Raw genomic sequence first — 23,186 nt, 5'->3', positions numbered from 1 at the left:
AGTCTGGCACGCGGGCCCGTGCGTTCGGGCGGGCTAACGGTCCCGGCCGTGGAAGATGTCGATGAGCACCCTGGTGCCCAGCACGAATGCGATGAACAGGAACGTGAGCCCCAGGAACGGCCACATGCCCAGGCCCGGCAGGAAGGTTGGGCCACCGTCGGCCTGCAGGAGCATGACCCCGCCGATCCCCGCCGCGGAGGCAAGCAGGCTCGTGCTCACCTGCTGCACCAGACCGGTCACGTAGGAGCGCTCGTGCTGGCTCCCCATCGTGCGCATGTTGACCACGAGCGTCCCGTCCTCCAACTGCTCGGTGATCCGGGAGATCCGACGGGGCAGGCGCTGGATCAGCGGTACCAGCGTGGCGAGTTGGTTCTCGAGCGTCGTGCGCACCGCCTGCGGAGTGGCCTGCGCGCTCATGATGCCGGCGCCGTGCCGTCGCGCCATGGAGACGAGGTCCACCTCCGGCGCGAGCAGGGCCAGCGAGCCCTCCAGGGCGCCGAGGGCGCGGAAGGCGGCCGCCAGCTGCGGCGGGATGCTGAAGCCGTGGTCGAGGACCAGCTCGATCAGTTGCGCGAACACCTCACCGGTGCCGGAGGCACCCACGCCGTCGCCGAAGCGCAGGATCAGCTGACCGACCTGGCGCTCCAGGAGCCGGTCGTCGAGACCGTCGGGACGGTCGAGCAGGTCGATGAGCGCGTCGGTGGCTGCGATGGCGTCCTCGCGGTCGATTGCGAGCAGCACCATGCCGAGGCTGGTGCGCGAGGTCTTGTCGAGCCGCCCGACGGATCCGAAGTCGAGCAGCGCCAGCCCGCTGGGGGTCAGGAAGATGTTGCCCGGGTGCAGGTCGGCGTGGAAGACACCGGTGACGATGATCTGGTTCAGGACGGCGGCGAACAGGTCGTCGGCCAGTTCCCGACGGCGTTCCCGCGGCATCGCCTGGAGCAGTTCGCCAGCCCTGGACAGGGGCTGTCCATCCAGCCTCTCCATGACCAGCACCCGGCTGGAGGAGAGATCGGGGTAGGTGTCCGGGACGCGCACGGCGCCGTCGGCCGCTCCGACGGCGCGGGTGTTGGCCAGCTCCGTGCGGTAGTCGAGCTCCTCGTTCAGGGAGTCCCGGAACCCCTCGGCCAGCGCGAGCGTCCCCATCCGGCGTCCCCAGTCCGTCTGCCGCTCCAGCCGCTCGGCCAGCCGCGTGACGATGTCGAGGTCCGCCGTCGCCTGGGCGCGGGCGCGGGGGCGCTGGACCTTGACCACGACGTCGGTGCCGTCCAGCAGCGTCGCGGTGTGGATCTGGGCAACCGACGCTGCGGCCAGCGGGGTCTCCTCGACGTGGGAGAAGACCTCGCCGATGGGCTGGCCGAGCGAGTCCCGCAGGATCGGCTCGATGGTGCTCCAGGGCTCGGCCTCCACCTCGCTCTGCAGGCGGGAGAGCTCGGCGATGAAGGGGGCGGGGAGCACGTCGGGGCGCGTGGAGAGCATCTGGCCGAGCTTGATGAACGTCACGCCCGCCCTGGTGAGGGCTTTTCGCAGCGACGACGCGAGCCGCGGCACGTCGGGGTCCCGCGCCTTGTTGGGGCCCAGGTAGGCCGCCAGGCCATGCCGGACGGCGATCCACCACAGCACGACGTAGCGGCGCACCCGACGCAGCATCGCGGGAAACTCCGTCACGACGGTGGTGAGGCTCGGCACGGAGCGGGTTGGCAGCACCGCCTCGAGGACGGTGAGCACGATCAACTGGATGGTCAGCGCCCACGCGCCCAGCAACAGCGTCAGCAGCAGGACCTCGACGCCGGGCACTCGCACGTCGGCACCCACCACCTCGAAGATGGTGGTGGCCGCGGGGATGGCGAGGGAGTTGACCATCAGGCCGACGAGGACCGTGCGCCCCCAGCCCACCGGGACACCCAGGAGGCGCCTCGAGAGGACCAGAAGGACGCCGACGTTGAACGCGGTACCCAACAGGGCGATGAGCATGGCACCTCCTGCGGCTCAGTCTGGCATGCAGACCTGTCAGGAGCCCGGTGGCCGGTCCGCCGAAGGCCTACTGTGGGAGACCAGTTCAGGTGATAGGAGACACACCATGAGTGAGCAGCCGAACGAGACCGAGCGCAACAACCCCGAGGAGCCCGCCGAGGGCGCCGTCGCGCCCGGTGGACCCACCAAGGAGCGCGAGCACACCCAGGACCCGGCAGAGGGCCCCGAATCCGACGAGCCCGAGGAGGGCTGAACGGGGCCGCCCGGAGTGGACTGCGCCCGCTCCGGGCGGCCGCCGACGCCTCCCCAGTAGGCTGAGTGAAAACCCGAGCCCGAGGGGGCACCACATGATCGAGCACCTCGCAGTGCACCTCCGCAATGTCGTGGAGCAGAACCCGGACAAGACCGCCACCCGCATCCGGGTGGACGACGAATGGGTCACGCAGTCCTTCTCCCAGTTCTGGGACCGGATCGAGCGGGTGGCGCAGGGACTACTGGATCTGGGCATCCAGCCGGGGGAGCGGGTCGGCCTGTTCGCCAACAACTGCCCCGAGTGGTCTGAGATCGACTTCGGCGCCACGTCGGTGCGTGCCGTGCCGGTGCCGCTGTATGCCACCTCCACGCCGTCGCAGATCCGTCACATCGCGCTGGACTCCGACGTCCGCGTCATGTTCGTCGGCGGTCAGTCCGAGGCCGAGCGCCTGCTGCAGGTCCGCGACGACCTGCCGGTACTCGAGCGCGTCGTCGTGCTCAACCCGTACGACGACATGCCCGACGGCGTGGTCTCCTACGACGACTTCCTCACCACCCCGGACCGCGCGGCCATCGACGCCCGGCTCTCCGAGGCCAGGGACGACGACCTGGCCTCCATCATCTACACCTCGGGAACCACCGGCGACCCGAAGGGCGTGATGCTGGAGCACCAGGCCCTGATCAAGCAGAAGTACGCCGTCGAGGAGTTCTTCACGTTCGGCCCCGACGACCACTCGATGGCCTTCCTGCCCTTGTCGCACGCGCTGGAGCGCGCCTGGACCACCATCGTGCTGCTCAAGGGCTGCATGAACACTTACGTCTCCAACGCCCGCACCGTCGCAACGCAGATGGTGCTGGCCCGGCCGACGCTGATGGTGAGCGTTCCGAAGCTCTACGAGACAGTGTTCTCGACGGCGCACGCCAAGGTGGCGTCGTCGGCGGCCAAGCGGGCCGTCTTCAAGTGGGCGCTGGGTGTTGGGGCCAAGAATCAGCACGCCTACCGCAAGGGCGCCAGGCCCTCGCCGTTCTGGGCCGCGCAGTTGCCGCTGGCCGACAAGCTGGTCCTCAGCAGCGTCCGGGAGGCGATGGGCGGCCCCAAGACGGTGCTGGCCTGTGGCGGGGCGCCCCTGCGCAAGGAGGTGGAGGAGTTCTTCTCCGCCGTCGGGATGCCCGTCTACACCGGCTACGGACTCACCGAGGCCTCCCCGCTGGTCAGCTTCAACTCCCCGCAGGGGTTCAAGATCGGCACTGCGGGGCGGGTGATGAAGGGATCGGAGATCCGGATCGGCGAGCACGGCGAGATCCTCTACAAGGGGCCCAACATCATGGCCGGCTACTGGCGCAACCAGGAGGCCACCGACGAGGCCATCGTCGACGGCTGGCTGCACACCGGCGACGCCGGCTACGTCGACACCGACGGCTACCTGGTGATCACCGACCGCATCAAGGACATCATCGTCACGCTGGGTGGCAAGAACGTGGCGCCGCAGCCCATCGAGGGCATCATCCTTTCCGACCCGCTGTTCGAGCACGCCGTGCTGCTGGGTGACAACCGGCCGTTCATCACGCTCCTGGTCAAGCCCTCGCTGCCGCACGTCGAGGAGTTGGCGAGGGTGCGCAGCTGGCCCGGTGAGGTCTCCGACTGGCTGAAGAGCAACGAACTCCTGGACGAACTGCGCACCCGGGTCGAGGCGCTCACCGAGCACCTCCCCAGCCAGGAACGGCCCAAGGAGACCGCCGTGATGGACGACGACCTCACGATGGAGAACGGGATGCTGACGCCCACGCTGAAGGTGCGCCGTCGGCAGGTGGAGGAGAAGTTCAGGTCCGCGATCGAGGAGATGTACAGCCGGTTGGAGCGTCTCCGCAAGGGCGAGTGATGGCGCGCCGCAAGGATCACCGGCCCTGGTGGTCGCAGTGGCCGGCGGCACTGCTGCTGGGTCTTGGGTCGTTCACGATGGTGCTGACCGGGGTGATCCCCCTGTTCCTGTTCGCGCTGCTCACCGGGCCGGACACCCGGCCGTCGGGTACCGAGTACGACTTCGAGGCCGGGCCGGGCATCGGGCTGCGGATCGCCTACGTCGCCCTCTGCCTGGCGTTCCTCACGTTCCCCGTCATCACCGTGCGGTTCGCGCGGCGTCGCCTGCTCGGCTTCCTGCTGCTGGCCCTGATCGCGAGCTCAGCCGTCATGCTCTGGGGGCTGGCGATGTTCGGCATCGTGTGAGTCCTCACTGCAGGAAGTGCTCCCTCACGCGGATCCCCGACGGCGTCGCCACGGCCAGCGCGGCGACGTAGCCCTCGAAGGGGCAGGTCAGGGGTTGGATGGTCGCCGTTTCGTCCGCCGCCAAGGCGGCCTTCATCCGCGCCTCATGCTCCACCCAGTCGCGCAGTTCCGCAGCCGTCGCTGGCGGGGTGTCGGGGGCCAGGCGTTCGACGTCGACCCCGACGGCCGCCTCGGCGCAGGTGGCCACGGCGATCACCAGGCCGGAGTGGGAGACCGAGACGTGCGGTCCCAGCCCGTCGGCCACCACCGGCCGCCCGTGCTGCGCGCCGCACTCGGAGCATGTCCTGTCGATCTCCACGGGCTCGTCCGAGTCCAGTGCGCGCGCCTGCCGGACCGCGTGCTGCAGCAGCAGTGCCCCGGCGAGGCGACGCCCTCGCTCGGTCTGGTCGGAGAGTTCGTGCAGCCGTTCGCGCTCGGCCGCGGGCAGGGTTGCGGCCACGGACAGGTCCGCTGTCCGCAGGTCCGTCCACCAGAGCGCAACGTCCACGAATGCCATTAAAACAACTCCCGTTTGTCCTAAATCGCACGGTAAGGCTACCCTAACGGGGTGTCCCTGTCGCTGAGGCCCCCACGGGTGCGGATCGGCTCGCTGCTGCCGTCGCCCGGCGAGGTCGACCCGCGTAGTCCTGCCCTGTCCGCGCAGGACGGCACCGTCCTTGACCACGGCAGCCTCCGCGAACGCGTCGAGGCACTCGCGGCGCAACTGCCCGACGTCGCCGAGGGCCGGCTTCTGGCCCACGTCCGGCTCAACCCGACCGTCGAGGACGTCGTGGCCTACCTGGCCATCATCGAGGCCGGGCACGTCCCGCTCCTGGTCGGCAGCGGCGACGCCGTCGCGCGCGCCTGGCACGCCGACCTGGTGGCGGCTGCCGGGTCGGTCACCAGAGCCTCCGGCGCGGACGGGTCCCCGCGCCATCTCCTGCACCCGGAGCTCTCGCTGCTGCTCAGCACCTCCGGCAGCACTGGCTCGCCGAAGCTGGTGCGGCTGTCGCACGACAACGTCGCCAGCAACGCCCGCGCCATCGCCGCCGCCCTCGGACTCGGGCCGGAGGACCGGGGCGTGACGAGCCTCCCTCTCCACTACTGCTTCGGCCTGTCGGTGCTGCACAGCCACCTCGCGGTCGGCGCCTCCGTGGCCCTGACCGACGCCTCGGTCCTGGACCAGGCGTTCTGGGACGTCGTCGACGACGGCGTCACCAACCTGGCCGTGGTGCCCCACATGGTGGAACTGATGGAGGGGACCGGCGCCCTGGAGAGGCCCCACCCCTCACTCCGACTGGTCGCGCAGGCCGGCGGCCGGATGTCGCCCGAGCGCGTCACCCGAACCGCACGGCTGGGTCAGCGGCATGGTTGGGGCCTGGCCGTCATGTACGGGCAGAGCGAGGCCACGGCCCGGATCGCGGTCCAGCCGCCGGAGTTGGCGACGGTTTCGCCCGAGAGCGTCGGCCACCCAGTGCCCGGCACGTGCATCCGGCTCGACACCGACGTCCCGGAGGCCGACGCGGCCACCGGGAGCGGCGAGATCGTCGTCTCCGGCCCGGGCGTGATGCTTGGCTACGCCGAGCACTCCGACGACCTCGCGCTCGGCCGGATGGTGCCCGAACTGCGCACCGGGGACCTGGGCGTCGTCGGTGCCGACGGCGCGCTCCGGATAGTGGGCCGCCGCTCGGGCTTCGTGAAGGTGCTCGGACTGCGCATCGACCTGGGACGGGTGGAGGCCGCGCTCGAGGCTGCCGGGCTGGTGGCCTGCGTCACGGGTGACGACACCGGAATCCGCGTTGCGGTCGAGCCCACCCCGCCAGAGGCGGAGTCCGCCACCCGCTCCCGCGCGCGCCGGACCGCGGCGGAATCCTGTGGCCTGGGGGTCGGGCACGTCCGCGCCGCGGTGCTGCCGCTGGCGCGACTGGCAAACGGGAAGGTGGATCGCGCCGGCTGCGACGCCCTCGTGCGCGTCTCGGACCCCGAGGAGTGCGCGGACACCCGGCAGCGGATCGACACACCCGGACCCGCGGTTCGGGCGGCTGCGGTGTTGCGCGACGTGCTGGGCCGTGACGACGTTGACCTCCAGCAGTCGTTCGTCGCCCTGGGCGGGGACTCCCTCTCCCATGTGACTGCCTCGGCGCGCCTGAGTGGGATTCTCGGAGACCTGCCGCGCGACTGGCACCGGCGTCCCGTCGCCGAACTCGTCGCCGCAGCCGCTCCCGTCGACCAGGCACGAGGAGCCCGACGACGCCGCTGGCAGCGACTGGAGACGCCGGTCCTGCTGCGGGCGCTCGCGGTCATCATGATCGCCGGTTCCCACGCCGAGTTGTTCCGGCTCCTCGGGGGCGCGCACACGCTGATGGTCGTGGCCGGCTTCAGCGCCGCAATGTTCGGACTCTCCGCGCCGAGCGCGGGGCAGCGCTGGCGTGGCGCCGCTCGCTTCATCATCGGGATCGGGGTGCCGACGATGGCCATGGCCGCCATCGGGATGGCCTACGGCCGCTACCACTGGGGCAACCTGCTGCTGATCAACTGGGCCACGGGGTCCTCCGGAGCGTTGCGCCGCAACGAACTCTGGTTCATCGACGCCCTCATCCTCTGTGTGCTCCTGGCCACCGCGGTGCTCTCCGTCGGCCGGATCGCCCGAGTCTGGTCCTCGGACCCCTGGCGGGTCGCCTTCGCGCTGCTGCTGGTGGGGCTGGTCTCCCGGTTCGCGATCCTGGAGACCTTCGAGGGCACGCTGCGCGGCATCATGCCGACGGTGTTCTTCCTGTTCGCCGCCGGGCTGGCGCTCGCGCACGCCGGGACCTGGCCGCGGCGGGCCGTCACCCTGGCGGCTGCGGCCGGGGGCGTCGTCGGCTTCTTCCCCGACGACCCTGCCCGCAACGCGACCATCCTGGCGGGCATCGTGATCCTCGCGCTGCTGCGCTCGGTGAAGGTTCCCGCGGTGGTGGTCCCGCTCATCACCCTGCTGGCAGCCGCCAGCCTGCACATCTACCTCGTGCAGTTCCACGTGCAGGAGCTCATCGAGTCGCCCCTCCTGGGAACCCTCGCATCCCTGGCCGCCGGAGTGCCGTTCTGGCGGCTCACCGCAGGCCCCCTCCACCAACTGCAGGAACTCGTCCCCACCCTCCGACGGCGTGAGCCCGCGTCGTCGACCCCCGTCCCCGAGAGGACCACCCCGTGAACCACAAGCTCAGTCGTCGCCTCCTGCTCTCGGCCGCCGCCGTCGCGCCCTTCGCGCTCGCCGCCTGCGGCAGTGACCAGCCGGAGGGCGAGGAGTTCGTCGAGGACGCCGAGGCGCTGCTGATCTACTCCAGCCAGCACCAGAACGTCACCGAGGCGTGGGCCCAGGCATTCACGGAGAAGACCGGGATCAAGACCCAGGTCCGCCCGGGCAAGGACTCCTCCATGGGCCACCAGATCGTCGAGGAGGGCGACAACAGCCCCGCCGACGTCTTCCTGACCGAGAACTCGCCCGCGATGACGGTGGTGGAGCGTGCAGGCCTGCTGGCGCCGGTGGCCGACGCCACACTGGCCCAGGTGGCCGAGGACCTGGCGCCCTCGAGCGGGGACTGGATCGCGATCGCGGCGCGCTCGACCGTCCTGTGCTGGAACCCGTCGCTGATCTCGGAGTCCGAACTGCCGGCCTCGATGATGGACCTCGCCGACGAGTCCTGGGACGGTCGTTGGGGCTGCGCCCCCGGCGGCGCCGACTTCCAGGCGATCGTCGCCGGGATGCTGGCCGACCGCGGTGAGGAGGAGACCGCCGCCTGGCTGGAGGGCCTCGAACGCGGAGCCCAGATCTACCAGAACAACATCGCCACAATGCAGGCGGTCAACGCCGGCGAGGTGCCGGTGGGCATCATGTACCACTACTACTGGTACCGCGACCAGGCCGGGAACAAGGAGGGCTCGGGCAACACCCAGCTCCACTACTTCGGCAACCAGGACCCCGGAGCCTTCGTCTCGCTCTCGGCCGGCGGTGTGCTCGCCAGCAGCGACAAGCCCGAGCAGGCGCAGCAGTTCCTCGAGTTCGTGACCTCCCCGGAGGGTCAGGAGGTCTTGGCGACCTCCAAGAGCATGGAGTACGCCGTCGGCAAGGGGGTCGCCTCCGACCCCGCACTCCCGCCGCTGGACAGCCTCGACAACCCCCCGGTCGACCCATTCACCCTGAACTCCGACGAGGTAACCAACCTGATGGTCGATGCGGGCCTCCTCTAGCCGTCTGTGGCTGCAGGTCCCCGCGGCGGTGGTCGCGGGGCTTGTCCTGCTTCCCATAATCGTGATCGCGGCCTCCGCGGTCAGCGTCGGTGCGGGGGAGGCCGCGGACTACCTGTTGCGGCCGCGCATCGGACGACTGCTCGGCAACACCGCCCTGCTGATGCTGTTCACCGTGCCGCTGGCTGTCGTGATCGGGGTGGCGGCCGCCTGGCTCGTGGAGCGGACCGACCTCCCCGGCGCCCCCGTCTGGCGGGGCCTGATGCTGGCTCCGCTCGCTGTCCCGGCCTTTGTCGCGAGCTACGCCTGGATCTCCTGGCAGCCCGGTCTGGTGGGGCTGGAAGGGGCGGTTCTGGTCACCGTGCTGTCCTACTTCCCGTTCGTGTTCCTCCCCGTGGCAGCGCTCCTGCGCGCGCTGGACAGTGGGGAGGAGGAGGCGGCGCGATCCCTCGGCCTGGGGCCGGTGGCGGCGTTCCACCGGACCGTGCTGCCGAGGCTGCGGCCTGCGGTCAGCGGCGGCGCGCTGCTGGTCGCCCTGCACATCCTTGCCGAGTACGGCGTGCTCGAGATGATGCGCTTCCAGACCTTCACCACCGCGATCCTGCAGCAGTACGCCGTCGGCTTCAACGACGCCCGGGGGTCGCTGCTCGCTTCAGTCCTGCTGTTGCTGTGCCTGATGGTGCTGACCCTGGAGGTCGTGGTCCGCGGCCGACGGCGGGTGTCGCGGCTGGGCGCGGGGACGATGCAACCGCCGGTTCCACTCCCGCTCGGCCGGTGGAAGGCCCCGGCGCTGGTCGGGCTCACGCTCCTGGTGGGGTTGTCGGTGGTCGTGCCCGTGGCGCTGGTGATCCGCTGGCTCGTGGCGGGCTCCAGCCAGTCGGGCGCCGTCGCCGACGACTTGTTGCAGGTGACGGCGGCCACCGTCGGGCTGGCCTTCCTCGGCGGGCTGGTCGCCGTCCTCCTGGCCCTGCCGGGTGCGCTCCTCATCAGCCGGGTGGGCGGGCGGCTCGCCACGCTGCTGGAGCGGGCCACCTTCGTCGGCAGCGCCCTTCCCGGAGTGGTGGTGGCGCTGGCGCTGGTCGGGCTCACCGTCGCCCTGGTGCCTGGCCTCTACCAGACCCCGGTGCTGCTGGTCGGGGCCTACGCCATCCTGTTCCTCCCGCGGGCGATGGTGAACCTGCGCTCCGGTTTCGCCGCGGCGCCACCCGAGCTCTCCGAGGCTGCCCGTTCCCTCGGCCACCAGGGCCCGGGCGTCCTGGCCCGGGTGGTGCTGCCGCTGGCGATGCCGTCGGTCCTGGCCGGGTTCGTCCTGGTGGCACTGGCCATCTCCACCGAGTTGACGGCCACCCTTCTCCTGGCGCCCACCGGGACGAATACGCTGGCACTTGCGTTCTGGGCCGCGAGCGATGAACTCGACTACGCCGCCGCGGCCCCGTACGCAGCGCTGATGATCGTGCTGTCCGTCCCCCTGACGGTGCTGCTGCGCCGTCAGATCACACATGAGAGGCGGGTGAGGCGATGAGCGAGGTGCGGGTACGTGACCTCCGGGTCGGTTACGGGGACACGGAGATCCTTCACGGCGTCTCTCTGACGGTCAGGACCGGGACGACCACCGCCGTGCTCGGGGACTCGGGCTCGGGGAAGACCACGCTCCTGCGCTCGATCGCCGGTTTCCTTCGCCCGACGGCGGGCGAGGTCGTCGTCGGCGGCAGGACCGTCGCGGGGCCGGGGGAGTGGGTGGCGCCCGAGAAGCGCGGCATCGGCTACGTCCGGCAGGAGGGCGCGCTGTTCCCGCACCTGAGCGTGGCGGGCAACATCTGCTTCGGTTTGCCCTGGCGCGGATTCGGCCGACGGGAGCGGGCCCACCGCCAGCGGGCGCTGGAACTCCTGGAGCTGGTCGAACTGCCCGCCGAACTCGCGGACCGGTATCCCGCGCAACTCTCGGGCGGGCAGCAGCAGCGGGTCGCGCTGGCACGCGCGTTGGCGCCGGAACCCAGCGTCGTCCTGCTCGATGAGCCCTTCTCCTCTCTGGACACGGCCCTTCGCACGTCCACCCGGGAGGCAACCGCCCGTGCCCTGCGTGCCGCCGGCGCGACCGTCGTCCTCGTCACCCACGACCAGGGTGAGGCCCTCTCGTTCGCCGACGAGGTGGCTGTGCTGCGCGACGGTGAGGTGCGGCAGGTGGCCGCGCCGCGGATCATCTACGGTGAACCGATCGACGCGCACGTCGCGGCCTTCATGGGTGACGCCGTCATGCTGAAGGGCGAGGGCGTCGGGCCCGTGGTCCGATCCGGCCTCGGCTCCCTCACCGTCGTCGGCTTCGTGCCGCGGGGTCCCGTCGACGTGCTCCTGCGCCCCGAACAGATCCGGCTCACGCATCCGACGGGTTCGACGGTCACGGCCCGGGTCACGGGCGTGCGCTTCTTCGGCCACGATGCAGTTGTTGACCTGGAACTTCCGGACACCGACCCCGCCGATCGAGCCCCGAGCGGCCCGTTCGCGCTGCGCGCGCGGGTGCACGGCAACGAGACCCCGCAGGTGGGCGCCATGGTCGGCGTCAACGTCGTCGGGCCGGTGCGCGTCTTCAAGCGCTGACTCCAGTGGCCCTGCCCTTTGCGCCGGTGGTGGCGAGGGGGCACGATGGGTGCCATGGGACTGATGGATTTCCTCGGCAAGAAGATGCCGGGGCTCAGCGTCGATGATGCGATGCTCGCGCTGAGCCGCGGCGCCGTGCTGATCGACGTGCGCACCACCCGCGAGTACGAGGCGGGCCACGCGCCTGGTGCGCGTCCGGTGGACCCGAAGGCCCTGCAGGTGGACCCGGTCCTGGCCATCCACGGTGACGACCCCCTCGCCGAGCACGACGCCGCCATCATCGTGATGTGCGACAACGGCCTGCGCTCTTCCATCGCCGCCGCCCAGCTACGGGAGAAGGGCCTCTTGGCCGAGTGCATCGCAGGCGGCCTGATCGCGTGGGTGAAGGACGGCAACCCGGCCATCCCAGGACCGTACCGGCGGCGATGATGAAGTGGTTCCCGCTCGCCGCCGCCAGCGCCGCCGCGGTCGGCCTCGGCGCACTGACGGCCGACTACCTCCGCGGCCGGCGCACGGTCCTGCGGCACGTGACCGAGTACCGGGACCACTGGGGCCGACGCCCCGGCGACCATCCCGACGACGTGCTCCACTACGTCGCGCTCGGTGACTCGGCGGCGCAGGGGGTCGGCGCGTCGTCGGTGGACAAGGGCTACGTCGGACTGCTCGCCTCCCGGTTGTCCGAAGCAACCGGACGCCCCGTCGCCGTCACCAACCTCTCGGTCTCCGGGGCCATCAGCGCCGACGTCGTTCGCGACCAGCTGACCACGTTCAGGTCCCTGCCGTTCACCCCCGACGTGGTCACCCTGGACATCGGCGCCAACGACGTCATCTTCCCCCGCAGCAACCTCGAAGTCTTCACCGAGTCCCTCTCGGTCATCCTCGACACGGTGCCGCGGGGCAGCTTCATCGCCGACGTCCCTTGGGTCATGATCCCGGGCATGGACAAGCAGTCAGTCGCGATGGCGGAGAGGGCCGCCGAACTGATCGCGGAGCGGGGTCACCACCTCGTCGAACTGCACCGGCCCTCGCGTGAGCTCGGGTACTTCCGGTACCACCGCAAGACGGCCAAGGACTGGTTCCATCCGAATGACGCCGGTTACCGGGAGTGGGCCGACGCGTTCTGGAACGCCATCGAGCGCTCCGGAATCCTTGAACAACTGGGGCAGAGGCAGCGGGGCTGACCTCAGACGAGCAGCGGTCCGACCAGCGCGCCGAAGATCAGGAAGGGTCCGAATGGGAGGTCCGTCCGGCGTCCCACCCGCCTCATTGCAAGCAGCATCAGACCGAGCAATGAGAACGCCAGGAAACCGGCGCCAGCACCTAGCAGCACCGCCCGCCATCCCCACCAGCCCAGAGCGGCGCCCGTTGTCAGCCCCAGTTTTACGTCCCCGAGGCCGAAGCTCCGCGGGGAGATCCACGCGACCACGAACAGAGCGGCGCCCGTGGCCAGCCCAGCGAGCGCAACCCGGAGAAGCGGAGCGTCCTCCAGCAGCAGCGCCGGCAGGAGTAGCAGCAGAAGCCCGGGGTATGACGGGATCGTCAGCGCGTCCGGCAGGCGGAGCGACACGACGTCGATGACCGCAGCCATGCTCCAGACGGCAACCAGTGGGAGGAATCCCAACAGCGTCCAGCTCCAACCGAAGCTGAGCGCGGCCCATGCCCCTAACGCTGCGCTGAGAGCCACTTGCCACCACCAGGGTGGTCGGGGGGTGACCCCAAGGTGCCGGTGAAGCGGCAGCATCACCAACGCGAGCAGGGCAGCTACTGCGGCGGTCAACGTGGTGACTGCCATCGCCTACATGCCCGAGAAGATGGCGACGATCTTGATGGCCGCAGGTCCCATGATGACGATGAACAGGACCGGCAGGATGGTGATGATCAGCGGAAGCGTGATCTTCACCGGGATCTCCATGGCCTTGCGCTCGGCGTTCGCGCGACGCGTCTTTCTCATCTCATCCGCTTGGGTGTGGAGGATGTCCGAGAACGGAATACCGTAGGCCTCTGCTTGTACGACGGTGCGCAGGAACCGGCGCAGAGGGACGGAACCGGCGCGTAGGTTCAGTTCGTCGTAGGCCTGCCTCCGGGTCTGGCCAACCTGGATGTCCTGCATGGTGCGCAGAAGTTCCCCCGGCAGAATTCCGCGGCCATTGCGCGCCACCCTCATCATGGCGGCATCGAATCCCAGCCCCGCCGAGACCGCGATGCTCATCTGGTCGAGCATGTCCGCCAGTTCCAGGTCGATGGCTTCGCGTCGCTTGATCCCACGGTTGTAAAGGAGGATCTCCGGAAGGTAGAAGGCCAGGACCACGAATCCGGCAAACAGCAGTTTGAGCGAGAGATTGTCGGTGCGAGTCGCAATCGCGTAGGCCAGGAACCCCATCACCGCCGGAAGGAGCAGCTTCGCCGTCATAACCTTGGAGACCGTCCAGCCTTCTGGGCGGCCAGCCCGGTTCAAGAGCCTTTCGATCCGGCCACGGCGGGAAGGTGTCGCCAGCCAGGCCACGAGCACGCTCTTGGCTCCCGAGGCCGCTGTCTCCTGAGGCACGGCACGCCGGGGCAGGCCGCGATTCAGGTTGTCCGTGCTGCGCTGGTGTACCGGATCGGCCCCTGCCAACAGCAGCCACGCACCCAAGGAGAGGCTGCCGGCGAGGCCGACAACTGCGATGATGACGATTGGCGGCATGCTCAGTACTTGATCTTGATCGAGGCGCGAAGCCAGAAGATGCCGACTGTCAGCATGACCCCAGCGAGACCGAGCAGCACCCACCCGAGGGGTTCCTCGAAGAGGGGGTCGAAGTAGCCGGGGTTCAGAACGCTCACGAACCCGGCCACCCCGAACGGAAGGATGCCAAGGACGTAGGCCGATATCTTGCCCTCAGCGCTGAGGGCGTCCACCCGACGATGTAGTTCCGCACGCTCTCGCAGGGTGTGACCGACACCCTCCAGGACTTCCGCCAGGTTGCCACCCACCTCACGGTTGATCGCCACTGCCTGGGCCAGCCACTCGAAGTCGGTGCTGCGCATTCGTTCAGCGACAGAGATCATCGCTTCTCCCATGGGCCGCCCCAGCCGCAACTCGTTCCCGATCCTCGTGAACTCGTCCCGGGTGGGGCTCTCCGCCTCCGCCGCGACGGTGGTCACTGCCTGCCCCAGGGAGTAACCCGCGCGAAGGCTCCCAGCCAAAAGTTGGGCCGTCTCGTCGAGTTGCTTGGTGAACGCCGCGCGCCTACGGGAGGTGCGAATCGTCAGCCATACCCAGGTGCCGAGGGGAACCAGCAAGGCGAGTAGTAGTCCGGCAACGCCATTGCCCAGCAACAACCCGAGCGCGATGGCAGCCACGGAGGCGCTGCCGACGATCACGACGAGATCGCGAGCGGGCGTCCTCACCCCGGCGAGGTCCAGCCGGTCCGAGAGATTGCTGCCGCGCCTCTCCAATACCCGGTCCACACCGCTCGTGGCCACGTTCGCCATGCGGGACAGGGCCGTGATGTCGTGGGCCGCGCCCGGACGTCGCCGGTGCATCGGCACTTTGGTGCGCGGGCGAAGCATGAGGATCAGTGTGATCAGAAAGGCGAGCCCGACCAGGACTGTCGCAGTCACCAGAGCTTGTGAGGACGCCCAGAAGTTCATCGGTACTGAGTCTCCGTGGCCCCGAAGATGCGCGGCGAGACCTGGATGCCGAGTTCTGCGAACCGGTCGGTGAAGGCAGGGCGTACGCCGGTGGGCATCGGTCGGCCAAGGTAGCGGCCGAACTCATCCATGCCGGCGGCATAGTCGAACGTGAAGATGTCCTGCGTCGTGATGGTCTGCCCCTCCATGCCGTGCACCTCCGTCAGCGTCACCACCCGTCGCGTGCCGTCGTGGAGGCGTGCGATCTGGACAATGAGGTTGACGGCGGACGCCACCTGCTCGCGGATGGCTCGCAGCGGCAGGTCCATGCCGGCCATCAGGACCAGCGTCTCGAGCCGAGACAGGGCGTCGCGAGCGGAGTTTGCGTGGATGGTGGACAGCGAGCCGTCATGTCCGGTGTTCATCGCTTGCAACATGTCGAGAGCTTCGGCGCCACGGACCTCACCCACAACGATCCGGTCGGGACGCATGCGCAGCGCGTTGCGCACGAGGTCGCGGATCGTGATCGCCCCGCGACCCTCGATGTTCGGAGGCCGGGACTCCAGCCTCACGACGTGGCTCTGCTGCATCTGCAACTCGGCGGCGTCCTCGATGGTGAGAATCCGGTCTCCCTCAGGAATGAATCCGGACAGCACGTTGAGCAGCGTGGTCTTTCCAGTACCGGTACCGCCCGAGACGATGATGTTGAGCCTCGCGCGGACGCAGGCGTCGAGCAACTCGGCCATCTCCGGGGAGAGTGTTGCGAGTCCGATCAGGTCGTTCACGGTCAGTGCCTGCTTGGCGAACTTCCTGATCGTGAGCGTGGAGCCGGTGAGTGCCAGCGGGGGAATGATCGCGTTGACTCGGGAACCGTCCTGCAGGCGAGCGTCAACCATGGGGGAGGACTCGTCGATGCGGCGACCGATCCTCCCCACGATCCTGTCGATGATGGCCCGAAGGTGTGCCTCGTCGCGGAAGCGGACGTTTGAGAGCGTGATGCGGCCGCTGGCCTCGACGTAGACACTGTCGGGTCCGTTCACCATGATCTCGGTCACGACGGGGTCTCCAAGCAGCGACTCAAGTGGACCGAGGCCCACCACGTCCGCCATCACCTCGCTGGTCAGACGGCGCCGCTCTGCCCCAGTGAGCGCTGTGGCGTCCGACTCCAGCACCTTGCCAAGTTCGTCCTCGACCAGGCTGTGGAGTTGCGTCTCCGTCAGCTCGGCGTCGTTCAACCGGGCCCCGAGCTTGTCGTAGAGGGTCTTGGTGGCATGCTCCTTGAGCTTCGCCAGCGCGTCCAGCTTCGGCGCAGGGACCGCGGACCGCGCTGCCAGGCTGCCGGGGCCCTGCCTCTCCGGGCCAAGGTCAGCAGCCGATGCGGCTGAGAGCGGGGGCGGCGCAGTGGGGAGAGTGTTCGTGTCCCATGGCGCCGGGGCGGGTGCAGGCTCGTCGAAGCCGGGCATCGGGGAGGTCCGCGTGGCTGGGTCCGGCGGTGCGAATGCCGTCGGATCAGCATCGGGCATCGCGCGGCGCGCGGCGGCCAGACGATCTGCAAGGGTCATCTTCTGGCTCCGAACAGGCCCCGGCTCCGCTGCGGCTCGGCGGGAGGTCCAGTGATGGAATGCACAAGTGCCCGTAGTGACTTCGTCACCTTGTCAGTGCCGTGGCTGTGCAGCAGAGGTACCCCTTGGTTGACCGAGATCGGGATGAGCTTGGTCGGGGGGATCGCCAGATTGATCTTGCTCCCGAGCGTGGCCTCAACGTCCTCGAGCGAGAGACCTCTGGCGGGATCGGCGAAATTGATCACGACCTGTCGGTTTGGCAGGAGCATGCCGAGTTCCGTGAGCGTTTCCATTTCCTTGCGGAGTCCGCGGATGCCCGGGACGTCGAGGCTGCTGACCAGCACTTGGTGATCAGTGGCGTCGAGAGCCGCGAGGGTGTGTTCGGTCAGTCCGGGTGAGGTGTCCACGACAACGTAGGCGAAGGACTCGGCTAGCAGCTTCAGAAGATTGTGGATGTCTTCGGCGCTGACCGCGTCGGCCGCGGCGGGTGAGTCGGATCCCGGAACCACGAAGAGGCCACTCTCATGCCTGGTGAGGAACGTCTTGAGAGCCAAGGCGTCGCCTGCGGCGGCGGCCTTGGTGGTGTCGGGGAGGCTGTACTCGGGCTCCAGGTTGAGCGCGCTGGCGACATCGCCGAAATGGATGTCGAGATCCACGATGACTGTGTTCTCGTGCGCCTGCTGGGCTATTCCGATGGCCAGGTTGCTGGCCACGGTGGTCTTGCCCACACCGCCCTTGGGTGAAGCCACGGTGACGACGCGCCCAGTCTGGCGTTGCGCCTGTTGCCCGTTGAGGGGCTGCTGCACGGGGACCCGCTCCACCGCGGCCCGGAAATCCCTTGCGGGAGCCGCCGCATCGACCACGTCCACGACGCCCGCCCGAAGGGCGCGCACCGCCAGCCATGCGTCGTTCTGGTCGCCCACAAGGATGACCGGAATCCGGTGGTACTCCCGCGTCCAGTCAGCGAGAGATAGTGCGCCCTCAGGATCCTGAGTGGCGTCCACGATCAGGATCGAAGGCCGGTTCGCCAGCGCTTGGGACACCGTCGCGGGATCGCCGAGGACTGATGAAGGAAGCACGTCCAAGGCTTGGGCCACGACCTCATTGAAGCGTTGCTGTACTCCGGGGTCGGAGGTGATCAGGAGTATCCGGCTCATGACTCCCCCAGTGTTTCGGCGAGCGGCCGCGAGCCGACATTCTCCGGGATGATCGGGGTGGTCCCCTCCACGTCGGTGGTCTCCCGTTCGAGGCTGAGCCAGATGGTGCCGTACTCAGCTGCCCAAATCACTCGTTGCGCGTCCTGGGCGGAGACGGCCAACGTGATGAGGGGTGCCTCGGCTATCGCCTCGACCTGCCCTTCCTCGGCCACGACTCCTGTCTGGACACGAGTGACCAGGACCTTGTGGAGGATGGCGTCCGTGATGGCATACGTAGAGTCGTCTTCGTCCTCCCGGACGAACTCTCCCGGCACGCCTACATGCCTGACGATGTAGGAGATGTTGACCCCCACCGTGTCGCCCGCCTTGAGCCGGGACCCCAAGGTACGTTGCGCATCCAGAGCGATGGTCACCTGGGCCAACTCCTCCGGCACCTCAACGTCGTCGCCGGTGACTGATTCGGGGCTGATGAATCGTGATTCCAAGACCTGTTCACCGACCAGCAGGTCCGTGCTTGCCACCCGGTCGTCGAGGTCCTCGATGTCCGAGACCGCATCCGGAGGGATCGCTGTCAGCGGCAACTCCCGAAGCTCAACGTTCGTTCCGAGGACGGCAGCTTCGCCCTCCGGGATCGGCTGGGTGACCACGAGGACGGGCGTCGGCTCGAGCTCAGCGGACGCCCGCTTGTCGGCGTTGACCACGTAGGAGGCCACCAAAGCAGCGGCCACGAGGAACAGGACGACGGCCACTACAGCCGGGATGACTCTTCTACCCATGTGTTGCCTGGTCCTGTTCCTACTCAGAAAGCCGGACGACGGACACTCCGAAGTCCTCTCCACCGGTTCCGCCGGCGTCCTCGAGGGACACGAAGCGCACGAAGTAGCCGGTGATCCAGCGCTCAGAGCCCGTGCACTTGGTGGTGTTCCACTGAATCTTCGGGCTACCGCTCGCCAAGCAGTATGCCGTGACCCGGATGGCTGCGAAGCCGGTGATGTGGTATTGGGCGTTGTTACCCGTGCCTGTGACGTCGTCGAACAGCGGCAGCAGGACCTCGTCCGATTGAAGGGCCGCCGTCAGCGCGCTGCTGTCGCACCCACTGGGGTTCGTGTTGCCAGGGGAGGTCGGTGCGAAGTCACCCGCTGCCAGTTCCACCTCACAACCACTGTCCGGCGACAGCCACTGAAAGCCTCCCTCCACCACGTGGGGGCTGGGTGCGGGCGGGCAGACAGGGCCGGGGACGGCGGGACTCGCCGACGCCGACGGGCTGGGACTTGCGGTGGGCCCGGTGGGGCTGGTCTTGGTAATGACCGTGAAGAGGTTGCTGGGGTCGTCCAGCACGTCGTCGAATGCGCAGTGCGAAACCGTCAGCGGGATTGTGGCCGCGCTGCTGGGGACCTCGTCCCAGGAAGCCACGGCCGTCGCGTTGAGGACGCTGCTGGCGATACCAACGACCGGCGCCAACCAATGTGTGCGTGTGGTGGTGGCTTCAACCCGTACCGACGTGCTCGTCGGGAACTCCACAGACACCGCAGCTGCGTTGGTGTCGCTCTTGTTGCCTTGGATGTACTGGTTGGCCTCGGCGATGTTGTCCGCGGGTGGATTGCCATCGGCGTACTGCTGCGCGATGGCAAGTGCGGCCGCATCTGCGCCGTTCTGGATCTCCTTCTGGTCCCACCAGAGGCTCCCGACGTCAACGCTGACCGCCGCGAACCCGACAAGAGACGTGAGCAGTAACGCCGTGACGACGGCAGTGGCGCCCCGGTCGTTTCTCAGCCTCCGCATCGCATGACCCCCTCGCCTGTGGCGGTGAAGTTGGCGCCGAAGAATCCGGTCAAGGAGGGGTAGGTGTGGTTGATCGTCACCGTGACATTCGAGCCTGGGGTGCAACTCCCGGGCGCGATCGCGACCTCTCCCGTCGTCAGCCCGGCCGGACCGCTGGCTGCGACTGCGACACCACGGGCCTTGGCGGCGTCATCGTGGATCGCGAAGTCGCGCGCTGCCTCTCGGGCGGCTCCCGCCACTCCCCCTTGGACCATGAAAGTCCAGCCGAACTCAATCGTCCCAAGAAGCAGAGTCAGCAGGACTGGCAACACAAGGGCAAACTCCACTGCAGCGGCACCGCGTTCATTGCTTTTCACAGGGTCCCCCAACCCATAGGAATTCGGAAGTCAATTGGCCCGTGAGGACAAACTTGGTGGTGGGTGGCGTTCGGCCACCCACCACCAAGGACAAGCTTTGGATGGCAGAAATCAGATCGCGGCTGCGATGGCGTTGAACATGGCGTTGAGGTTACCGCCGAGGAGAGTCACGGCGCCGATGATGACGACGGCGATGAGCGCGACCATCAGGCCGTACTCAACGGCGGTTGCGCCCCTTTCCTTGTCGGCGAAGCGGGCGGAGATCAAAGCTGTGGTGTAAGCGACCAGTTCGCTCATGGTGTTTCCCCCTAAGATGGAATGTATTCAGCATTTGTCAGCTGTTGTGCATGAAGATAGTCGCGCGAAGCATAGAGTGTCAAGGGGGCAAAATGGGGGACTTTCGCGGGTGGGTTTTGGGAGCCGTGGTTGGGCTGCTGGTCGCCGCTCCCGGCCAGGCCGTGGCGGACGACTCGGTCACCGACGTAGCCGATCAGATCGGAGTCGCAGCAGCTCCCGTGGACTACGTGCTGGTCGTGGACACCTCCGGCTCAATGACCACTGACAACCGGTGGGGTGAGGCTGTGCAGGCCATCGGGCAGCTGCCTGCCACCCTGAAACCGTCCGATCATGTGACGCTCGTCACCTTCGACACTTCGCCCCAGATCGTGTGGGAAGGGCCGGCCCCGGCGGACGGCCAAGTTCTCGTCGCGGCCCTGCCGGCCGAGCCGGCGGGGGACTATACAGACATCGGCCGCGCAATGCAAACAGTGCTGGAAATCCTCGAAAGGGACGCCGCGCTCCCCATTGCCGCGGTGGTCCTTTTTACAGACGGGCTTGTAACAACTGCCCCGGATTCGGCCTATGAAGTCGGTTCTGAGGCATGGCTGACCTTACGGGCCAGGGCGGAGGCGCTGACCACTACCGTCGGGGCATTTGCGCTCAGTTTGGGCCCGGAAACGGATGCGGCTGTGATGCGGACGGTCTTTCCGGAGGCCGAGGTGGCGGACCAGGCTGTCGTCAGTGATTACCTGGCTGGACTGGCTGGGCGAACCCGCGAACTGCAGGTGGCTCAGGCTTTGCAGTCTGATCTCGCACAGCAGGTGGCCGTCTCATGGTCTGGAGTCGGCGCCACTGCGAACTTGATCATTTCTTCACCATTCGCTCACCTTCCCGTTGAAGTGACCGCTCTCGCAATCACCACTGAGGGTGGAGCAAAGGCGGAATGGGACGCCCCGGCCAACGTCCTGCTGGAACCTGGTGGAACGCAGACGTTCAAGGTTGAAGTGACCAGAGGTTCGACGGCTGGTTCGCTCAGGCTGACCGGCGATGTCACTTCGCGCTGGTCTTCAGCGCTCTCATCGCTGGGGCTGGGCCTGCCGGCGCTGGCCGACAATTCCCTGTCCGTCGCCGCGGAACCGGCACCCAGGCCGTCCCCCACGCCACCACCAACTCCCGAGTCGACGCCGCCCGCGGTCACCCCGCAGGCGGAGTCGTCGACGTCGTCGAGGCAGATTGCGTGGGTAGTGCCGGGCCTCGTCCTTCTGGGACTGTTGCTGGCGGGCCTGCTGATGCGGGTCGTCATAGGGGGGAGGGCGCCGCTCAACGGCACCCTGGTGATCCGTGAAGGTGACAGCAGCCAGGAGTTCCTCCTCACCGGACGGCAGTTCCGAATTCCTCCGGGCGCGTCCGGGCTTGCCGGCACGGTCACGTCCAATGGAAAAGCGGGAGAGGTGCGGGCGCAGTTGAAGGTGAACGGGACTTCGCAAACTGCAGTACTCCGCGACGGGGACAACGTCCAGATGGGTCAGGTGAAGATCGGGTGGATCGCACAACGCACCCGTGTGCTTCGCAAGATTCAGGGCTGAAGCGGTTCGGCTCTGGCTCCGAGGGGACCGACTTGCGGCTGGCCGTCCCTCCCGCTTAGAGTCTGATCGAAGCGTTTCGAACACACAATTGACGATGGAGTCTCCCGTGACACTCACCAACGACCGCCCCAGCGCCGCCCAAGCCGACATCGAGTTCCCGCCGGGTTTCGTCTTCGGCTCCGCGACGGCCTCCTACCAGGTGGAGGGCGCTGCCGCCGAGGACGGTCGCGGGCCCTCCATCTGGGACACCTTCAGCCACACCCCCGGCAAGGTCTGGAACGGCGACACCGGCGACGTCGCGTGTGACCACTACCACCGGCTGGACGAGGACCTGGACCTGATGGCCGAGCTCGGCCTGAACGCCTACCGGTTCTCCATCGCCTGGCCCCGCATCCAGCCCACCGGCCGTGGGCCCGCCAACCTCGTCGGTCTGGATTTCTACCAGCGGCTGACCGACGGCCTCCTCGCGCGAGGCATCGCACCGGTGGCGACGCTCTACCACTGGGACCTGCCGCAGGCGCTGGAGGACGAGGGCGGCTGGACAGCCCGGTCCACGGCCGAGGCCTTCGCCGACTACGCCACCGTCGTGGGCGAGGCGCTGGGAGACCGGATCCACACCTGGACGACGCTCAACGAGCCCTGGTGCTCCGCCTACCTGGGCTACGGGCAGGGCGGTCACGCGCCCGGCCGCACCGACCCGGCCGCGGCGCTCGCCGCGGTCCACCACCTGAACCTGGCCCACGGCCTCGGCCTCCAGGCCCTCCGCGCAGCGAGTTCGGGGGATCCCGAGTACTCGGTCACGCTGAACCTGCACGTCGTCCGAGGCGTCGGCGAGGGGGGCGAGGAGGCAGTCCGGCGCATCGACGCCGTCGGCAACCGCGCCTTCACCGGCCCGATGCTGCGCGGCGAGTACCCCGCCGACCTGCTCTCCGACACCGCATCGGTCACCGACTGGTCCTTCGTCCGGGACGGCGATCTGGCGGCCATCAACCAGCCCATCGACGTCCTGGGCGTCAACTACTACTCCACCACGACGGTGCGGCTCTGGGACGGGGCCTCCCCGCGGCAGGCCAACGACGGCCACAAGCCGTCCGAGGGGACCGCGTGGCCGGGCAGCGACCAGGCCGTCGAGTTCCTCGAACAGCCCGGACCCCACACCGCGATGGGCTGGAACATCGCCCCGGACGGGCTGGAGGAACTCTTGCTCTCGATGCATGAGCAGTTCCCCGGGCTCCCGCTCATGGTCACCGAGAACGGGGCTGCCTTCGACGACGTCGTCCTTCCCGACGGCAGCATCGACGACGCGAGTCGCGTGGACTACCTGAGGCGCCACTTCGAGGCGGCGCACCGGGCGATGTCGGCCGGGGTGGACCTGCGCGGCTACTTCGTGTGGTCGCTGCTGGACAACTTCGAGTGGGGCTACGGCTACGCGAAGCGGTTCGGGATCGTGCGGGTGGACTTCGACACCCTGCAGCGCACCCCGAAGCGGAGCGCTCGCTGGTGCCAGGAGCTCATCGCCACCCGCCGTCTTCCGGAAGCCTGAGGGG

At 68.4% G+C, this 23,186-nt stretch carries 22 protein-coding genes; 11 read left to right on the top strand and 11 right to left on the bottom strand.

Annotated elements, in window-relative coordinates:
- Window positions 1-33 precede the first annotated feature (33 nt).
- Window positions 34-1,974, bottom strand: coding sequence for an AarF/ABC1/UbiB kinase family protein (locus tag LKO27_RS12100; protein WP_227737765.1), 1,941 nt, complete (start codon window positions 1,972-1,974; stop codon window positions 34-36).
- Between the two features lie 106 nt (window positions 1,975-2,080).
- On the opposite strand from LKO27_RS12100, the gene LKO27_RS12095 reads away from it, so the two are divergent.
- From LKO27_RS12095 to LKO27_RS12085, 3 genes are all read left to right on the top strand, one after another.
- Window positions 2,081-2,227: a hypothetical protein gene (locus tag LKO27_RS12095; RefSeq protein ID WP_227737764.1), complete on the top strand. Its 147-nt coding sequence runs from the start codon at window positions 2,081-2,083 to the stop codon at window positions 2,225-2,227.
- 94 nt (window positions 2,228-2,321) lie between these two features.
- Window positions 2,322-4,106 (top strand): long-chain fatty acid--CoA ligase, encoded by a 1,785-nt coding sequence (locus LKO27_RS12090; RefSeq protein WP_227737763.1) that lies wholly within the window; start codon window positions 2,322-2,324, stop codon window positions 4,104-4,106.
- Window positions 4,106-4,450 (top strand): hypothetical protein, encoded by a 345-nt coding sequence (locus LKO27_RS12085; RefSeq protein WP_227737762.1) that lies wholly within the window; start codon window positions 4,106-4,108, stop codon window positions 4,448-4,450. The genes LKO27_RS12090 and LKO27_RS12085 overlap by 1 nt, the downstream gene beginning before the upstream one ends.
- Before the next feature lie 4 nt (window positions 4,451-4,454).
- Here LKO27_RS12085 and LKO27_RS12080 read toward each other — a convergent pair whose 3' ends face one another.
- On the bottom strand, window positions 4,455-5,006 hold the full coding sequence (locus LKO27_RS12080; protein WP_227737761.1) for a 4'-phosphopantetheinyl transferase superfamily protein: 552 nt from the start codon (window positions 5,004-5,006) through the stop codon (window positions 4,455-4,457).
- Window positions 5,007-5,057: 51 nt separating this feature from the next.
- On the opposite strand from LKO27_RS12080, the gene LKO27_RS12075 reads away from it, so the two are divergent.
- The 6 genes from LKO27_RS12075 to LKO27_RS12050 are packed head-to-tail and all read left to right on the top strand — an operon-like array spanning window position 5,058 to window position 12,489.
- A complete protein-coding gene (locus LKO27_RS12075) occupies window positions 5,058-7,679 on the top strand; it encodes an AMP-binding protein (protein WP_227737760.1) in 2,622 nt (873 codons plus the stop codon).
- On the top strand, window positions 7,676-8,716 hold the full coding sequence (locus LKO27_RS12070; protein WP_227737759.1) for an iron ABC transporter substrate-binding protein: 1,041 nt from the start codon (window positions 7,676-7,678) through the stop codon (window positions 8,714-8,716). Before LKO27_RS12075 ends, LKO27_RS12070 begins: the two co-directional genes overlap by 4 nt.
- Complete coding sequence (locus tag LKO27_RS12065; protein ID WP_227737758.1) at window positions 8,700-10,235, top strand: iron ABC transporter permease; 1,536 nt, start codon at window positions 8,700-8,702, stop codon at window positions 10,233-10,235. The genes LKO27_RS12070 and LKO27_RS12065 overlap by 17 nt, the downstream gene beginning before the upstream one ends.
- Window positions 10,232-11,308 (top strand): ABC transporter ATP-binding protein, encoded by a 1,077-nt coding sequence (locus LKO27_RS12060; RefSeq protein ID WP_227737757.1) that lies wholly within the window; start codon window positions 10,232-10,234, stop codon window positions 11,306-11,308. The genes LKO27_RS12065 and LKO27_RS12060 overlap by 4 nt, the downstream gene beginning before the upstream one ends.
- A gap of 54 nt (window positions 11,309-11,362) precedes the next feature.
- Entirely contained in the window at window positions 11,363-11,737 is a 375-nt protein-coding gene (locus tag LKO27_RS12055; RefSeq protein WP_227737756.1) for a rhodanese-like domain-containing protein, read from the top strand.
- Window positions 11,734-12,489, top strand: coding sequence for an SGNH/GDSL hydrolase family protein (locus LKO27_RS12050; protein ID WP_227737755.1), 756 nt, complete (start codon window positions 11,734-11,736; stop codon window positions 12,487-12,489). Before LKO27_RS12055 ends, LKO27_RS12050 begins: the two co-directional genes overlap by 4 nt.
- A 2-nt stretch (window positions 12,490-12,491) precedes the next feature.
- Here LKO27_RS12050 and LKO27_RS12045 read toward each other — a convergent pair whose 3' ends face one another.
- The 9 genes from LKO27_RS12045 to LKO27_RS12005 form a co-directional block, all read right to left on the bottom strand.
- Entirely contained in the window at window positions 12,492-13,049 is a 558-nt protein-coding gene (locus tag LKO27_RS12045; protein ID WP_255622560.1) for an A24 family peptidase, read from the bottom strand.
- Window positions 13,050-13,103: 54 nt separating this feature from the next.
- On the bottom strand, window positions 13,104-13,991 hold the full coding sequence (locus LKO27_RS12040) for a type II secretion system F family protein (RefSeq protein WP_227737753.1): 888 nt from the start codon (window positions 13,989-13,991) through the stop codon (window positions 13,104-13,106).
- A gap of 2 nt (window positions 13,992-13,993) precedes the next feature.
- Window positions 13,994-14,908: a type II secretion system F family protein gene (locus tag LKO27_RS12035; protein ID WP_227737752.1), complete on the bottom strand. Its 915-nt coding sequence runs from the start codon at window positions 14,906-14,908 to the stop codon at window positions 13,994-13,996.
- 26 nt (window positions 14,909-14,934) lie between these two features.
- The gene (locus LKO27_RS12030) at window positions 14,935-16,479 is read right to left on the bottom strand and encodes a CpaF family protein (RefSeq protein WP_227737751.1); all 1,545 of its coding nucleotides are present in this window, start codon (window positions 16,477-16,479) and stop codon (window positions 14,935-14,937) included.
- A complete protein-coding gene (locus LKO27_RS12025) occupies window positions 16,476-17,636 on the bottom strand; it encodes an AAA family ATPase (RefSeq protein ID WP_227737750.1) in 1,161 nt (386 codons plus the stop codon). The genes LKO27_RS12030 and LKO27_RS12025 overlap by 4 nt, the downstream gene beginning before the upstream one ends.
- A complete protein-coding gene (locus LKO27_RS12020) occupies window positions 17,633-18,412 on the bottom strand; it encodes a Flp pilus assembly protein CpaB (RefSeq protein ID WP_227737749.1) in 780 nt (259 codons plus the stop codon). Before LKO27_RS12020 ends, LKO27_RS12025 begins: the two co-directional genes overlap by 4 nt.
- A 19-nt stretch (window positions 18,413-18,431) precedes the next feature.
- Complete coding sequence (locus LKO27_RS12015; RefSeq protein WP_227737748.1) at window positions 18,432-19,418, bottom strand: pilus assembly protein TadG-related protein; 987 nt, start codon at window positions 19,416-19,418, stop codon at window positions 18,432-18,434.
- Window positions 19,406-19,744: a TadE/TadG family type IV pilus assembly protein gene (locus tag LKO27_RS12010; protein ID WP_227737847.1), complete on the bottom strand. Its 339-nt coding sequence runs from the start codon at window positions 19,742-19,744 to the stop codon at window positions 19,406-19,408. Before LKO27_RS12010 ends, LKO27_RS12015 begins: the two co-directional genes overlap by 13 nt.
- Window positions 19,745-19,885: 141 nt before the next feature.
- Window positions 19,886-20,071: a Flp family type IVb pilin gene (locus LKO27_RS12005; protein ID WP_227737747.1), complete on the bottom strand. Its 186-nt coding sequence runs from the start codon at window positions 20,069-20,071 to the stop codon at window positions 19,886-19,888.
- Window positions 20,072-20,163: 92 nt separating this feature from the next.
- Here LKO27_RS12005 and LKO27_RS12000 point away from each other — a divergent pair, with 92 nt between their 5' ends.
- Window positions 20,164-21,639: a VWA domain-containing protein gene (locus LKO27_RS12000; protein WP_227737746.1), complete on the top strand. Its 1,476-nt coding sequence runs from the start codon at window positions 20,164-20,166 to the stop codon at window positions 21,637-21,639.
- A gap of 106 nt (window positions 21,640-21,745) precedes the next feature.
- Entirely contained in the window at window positions 21,746-23,182 is a 1,437-nt protein-coding gene (locus LKO27_RS11995; RefSeq protein WP_227737745.1) for a GH1 family beta-glucosidase, read from the top strand.
- The last annotated feature ends 4 nt before the right edge of the window (window positions 23,183-23,186 follow it).

Origin of the sequence: Tessaracoccus sp. OS52, assembly GCF_020687685.1 — a bacterium.
Lineage (GTDB): Bacteria > Actinomycetota > Actinomycetes > Propionibacteriales > Propionibacteriaceae > Arachnia.
This window is presented reverse-complemented; position numbering and strand designations above follow the sequence as displayed.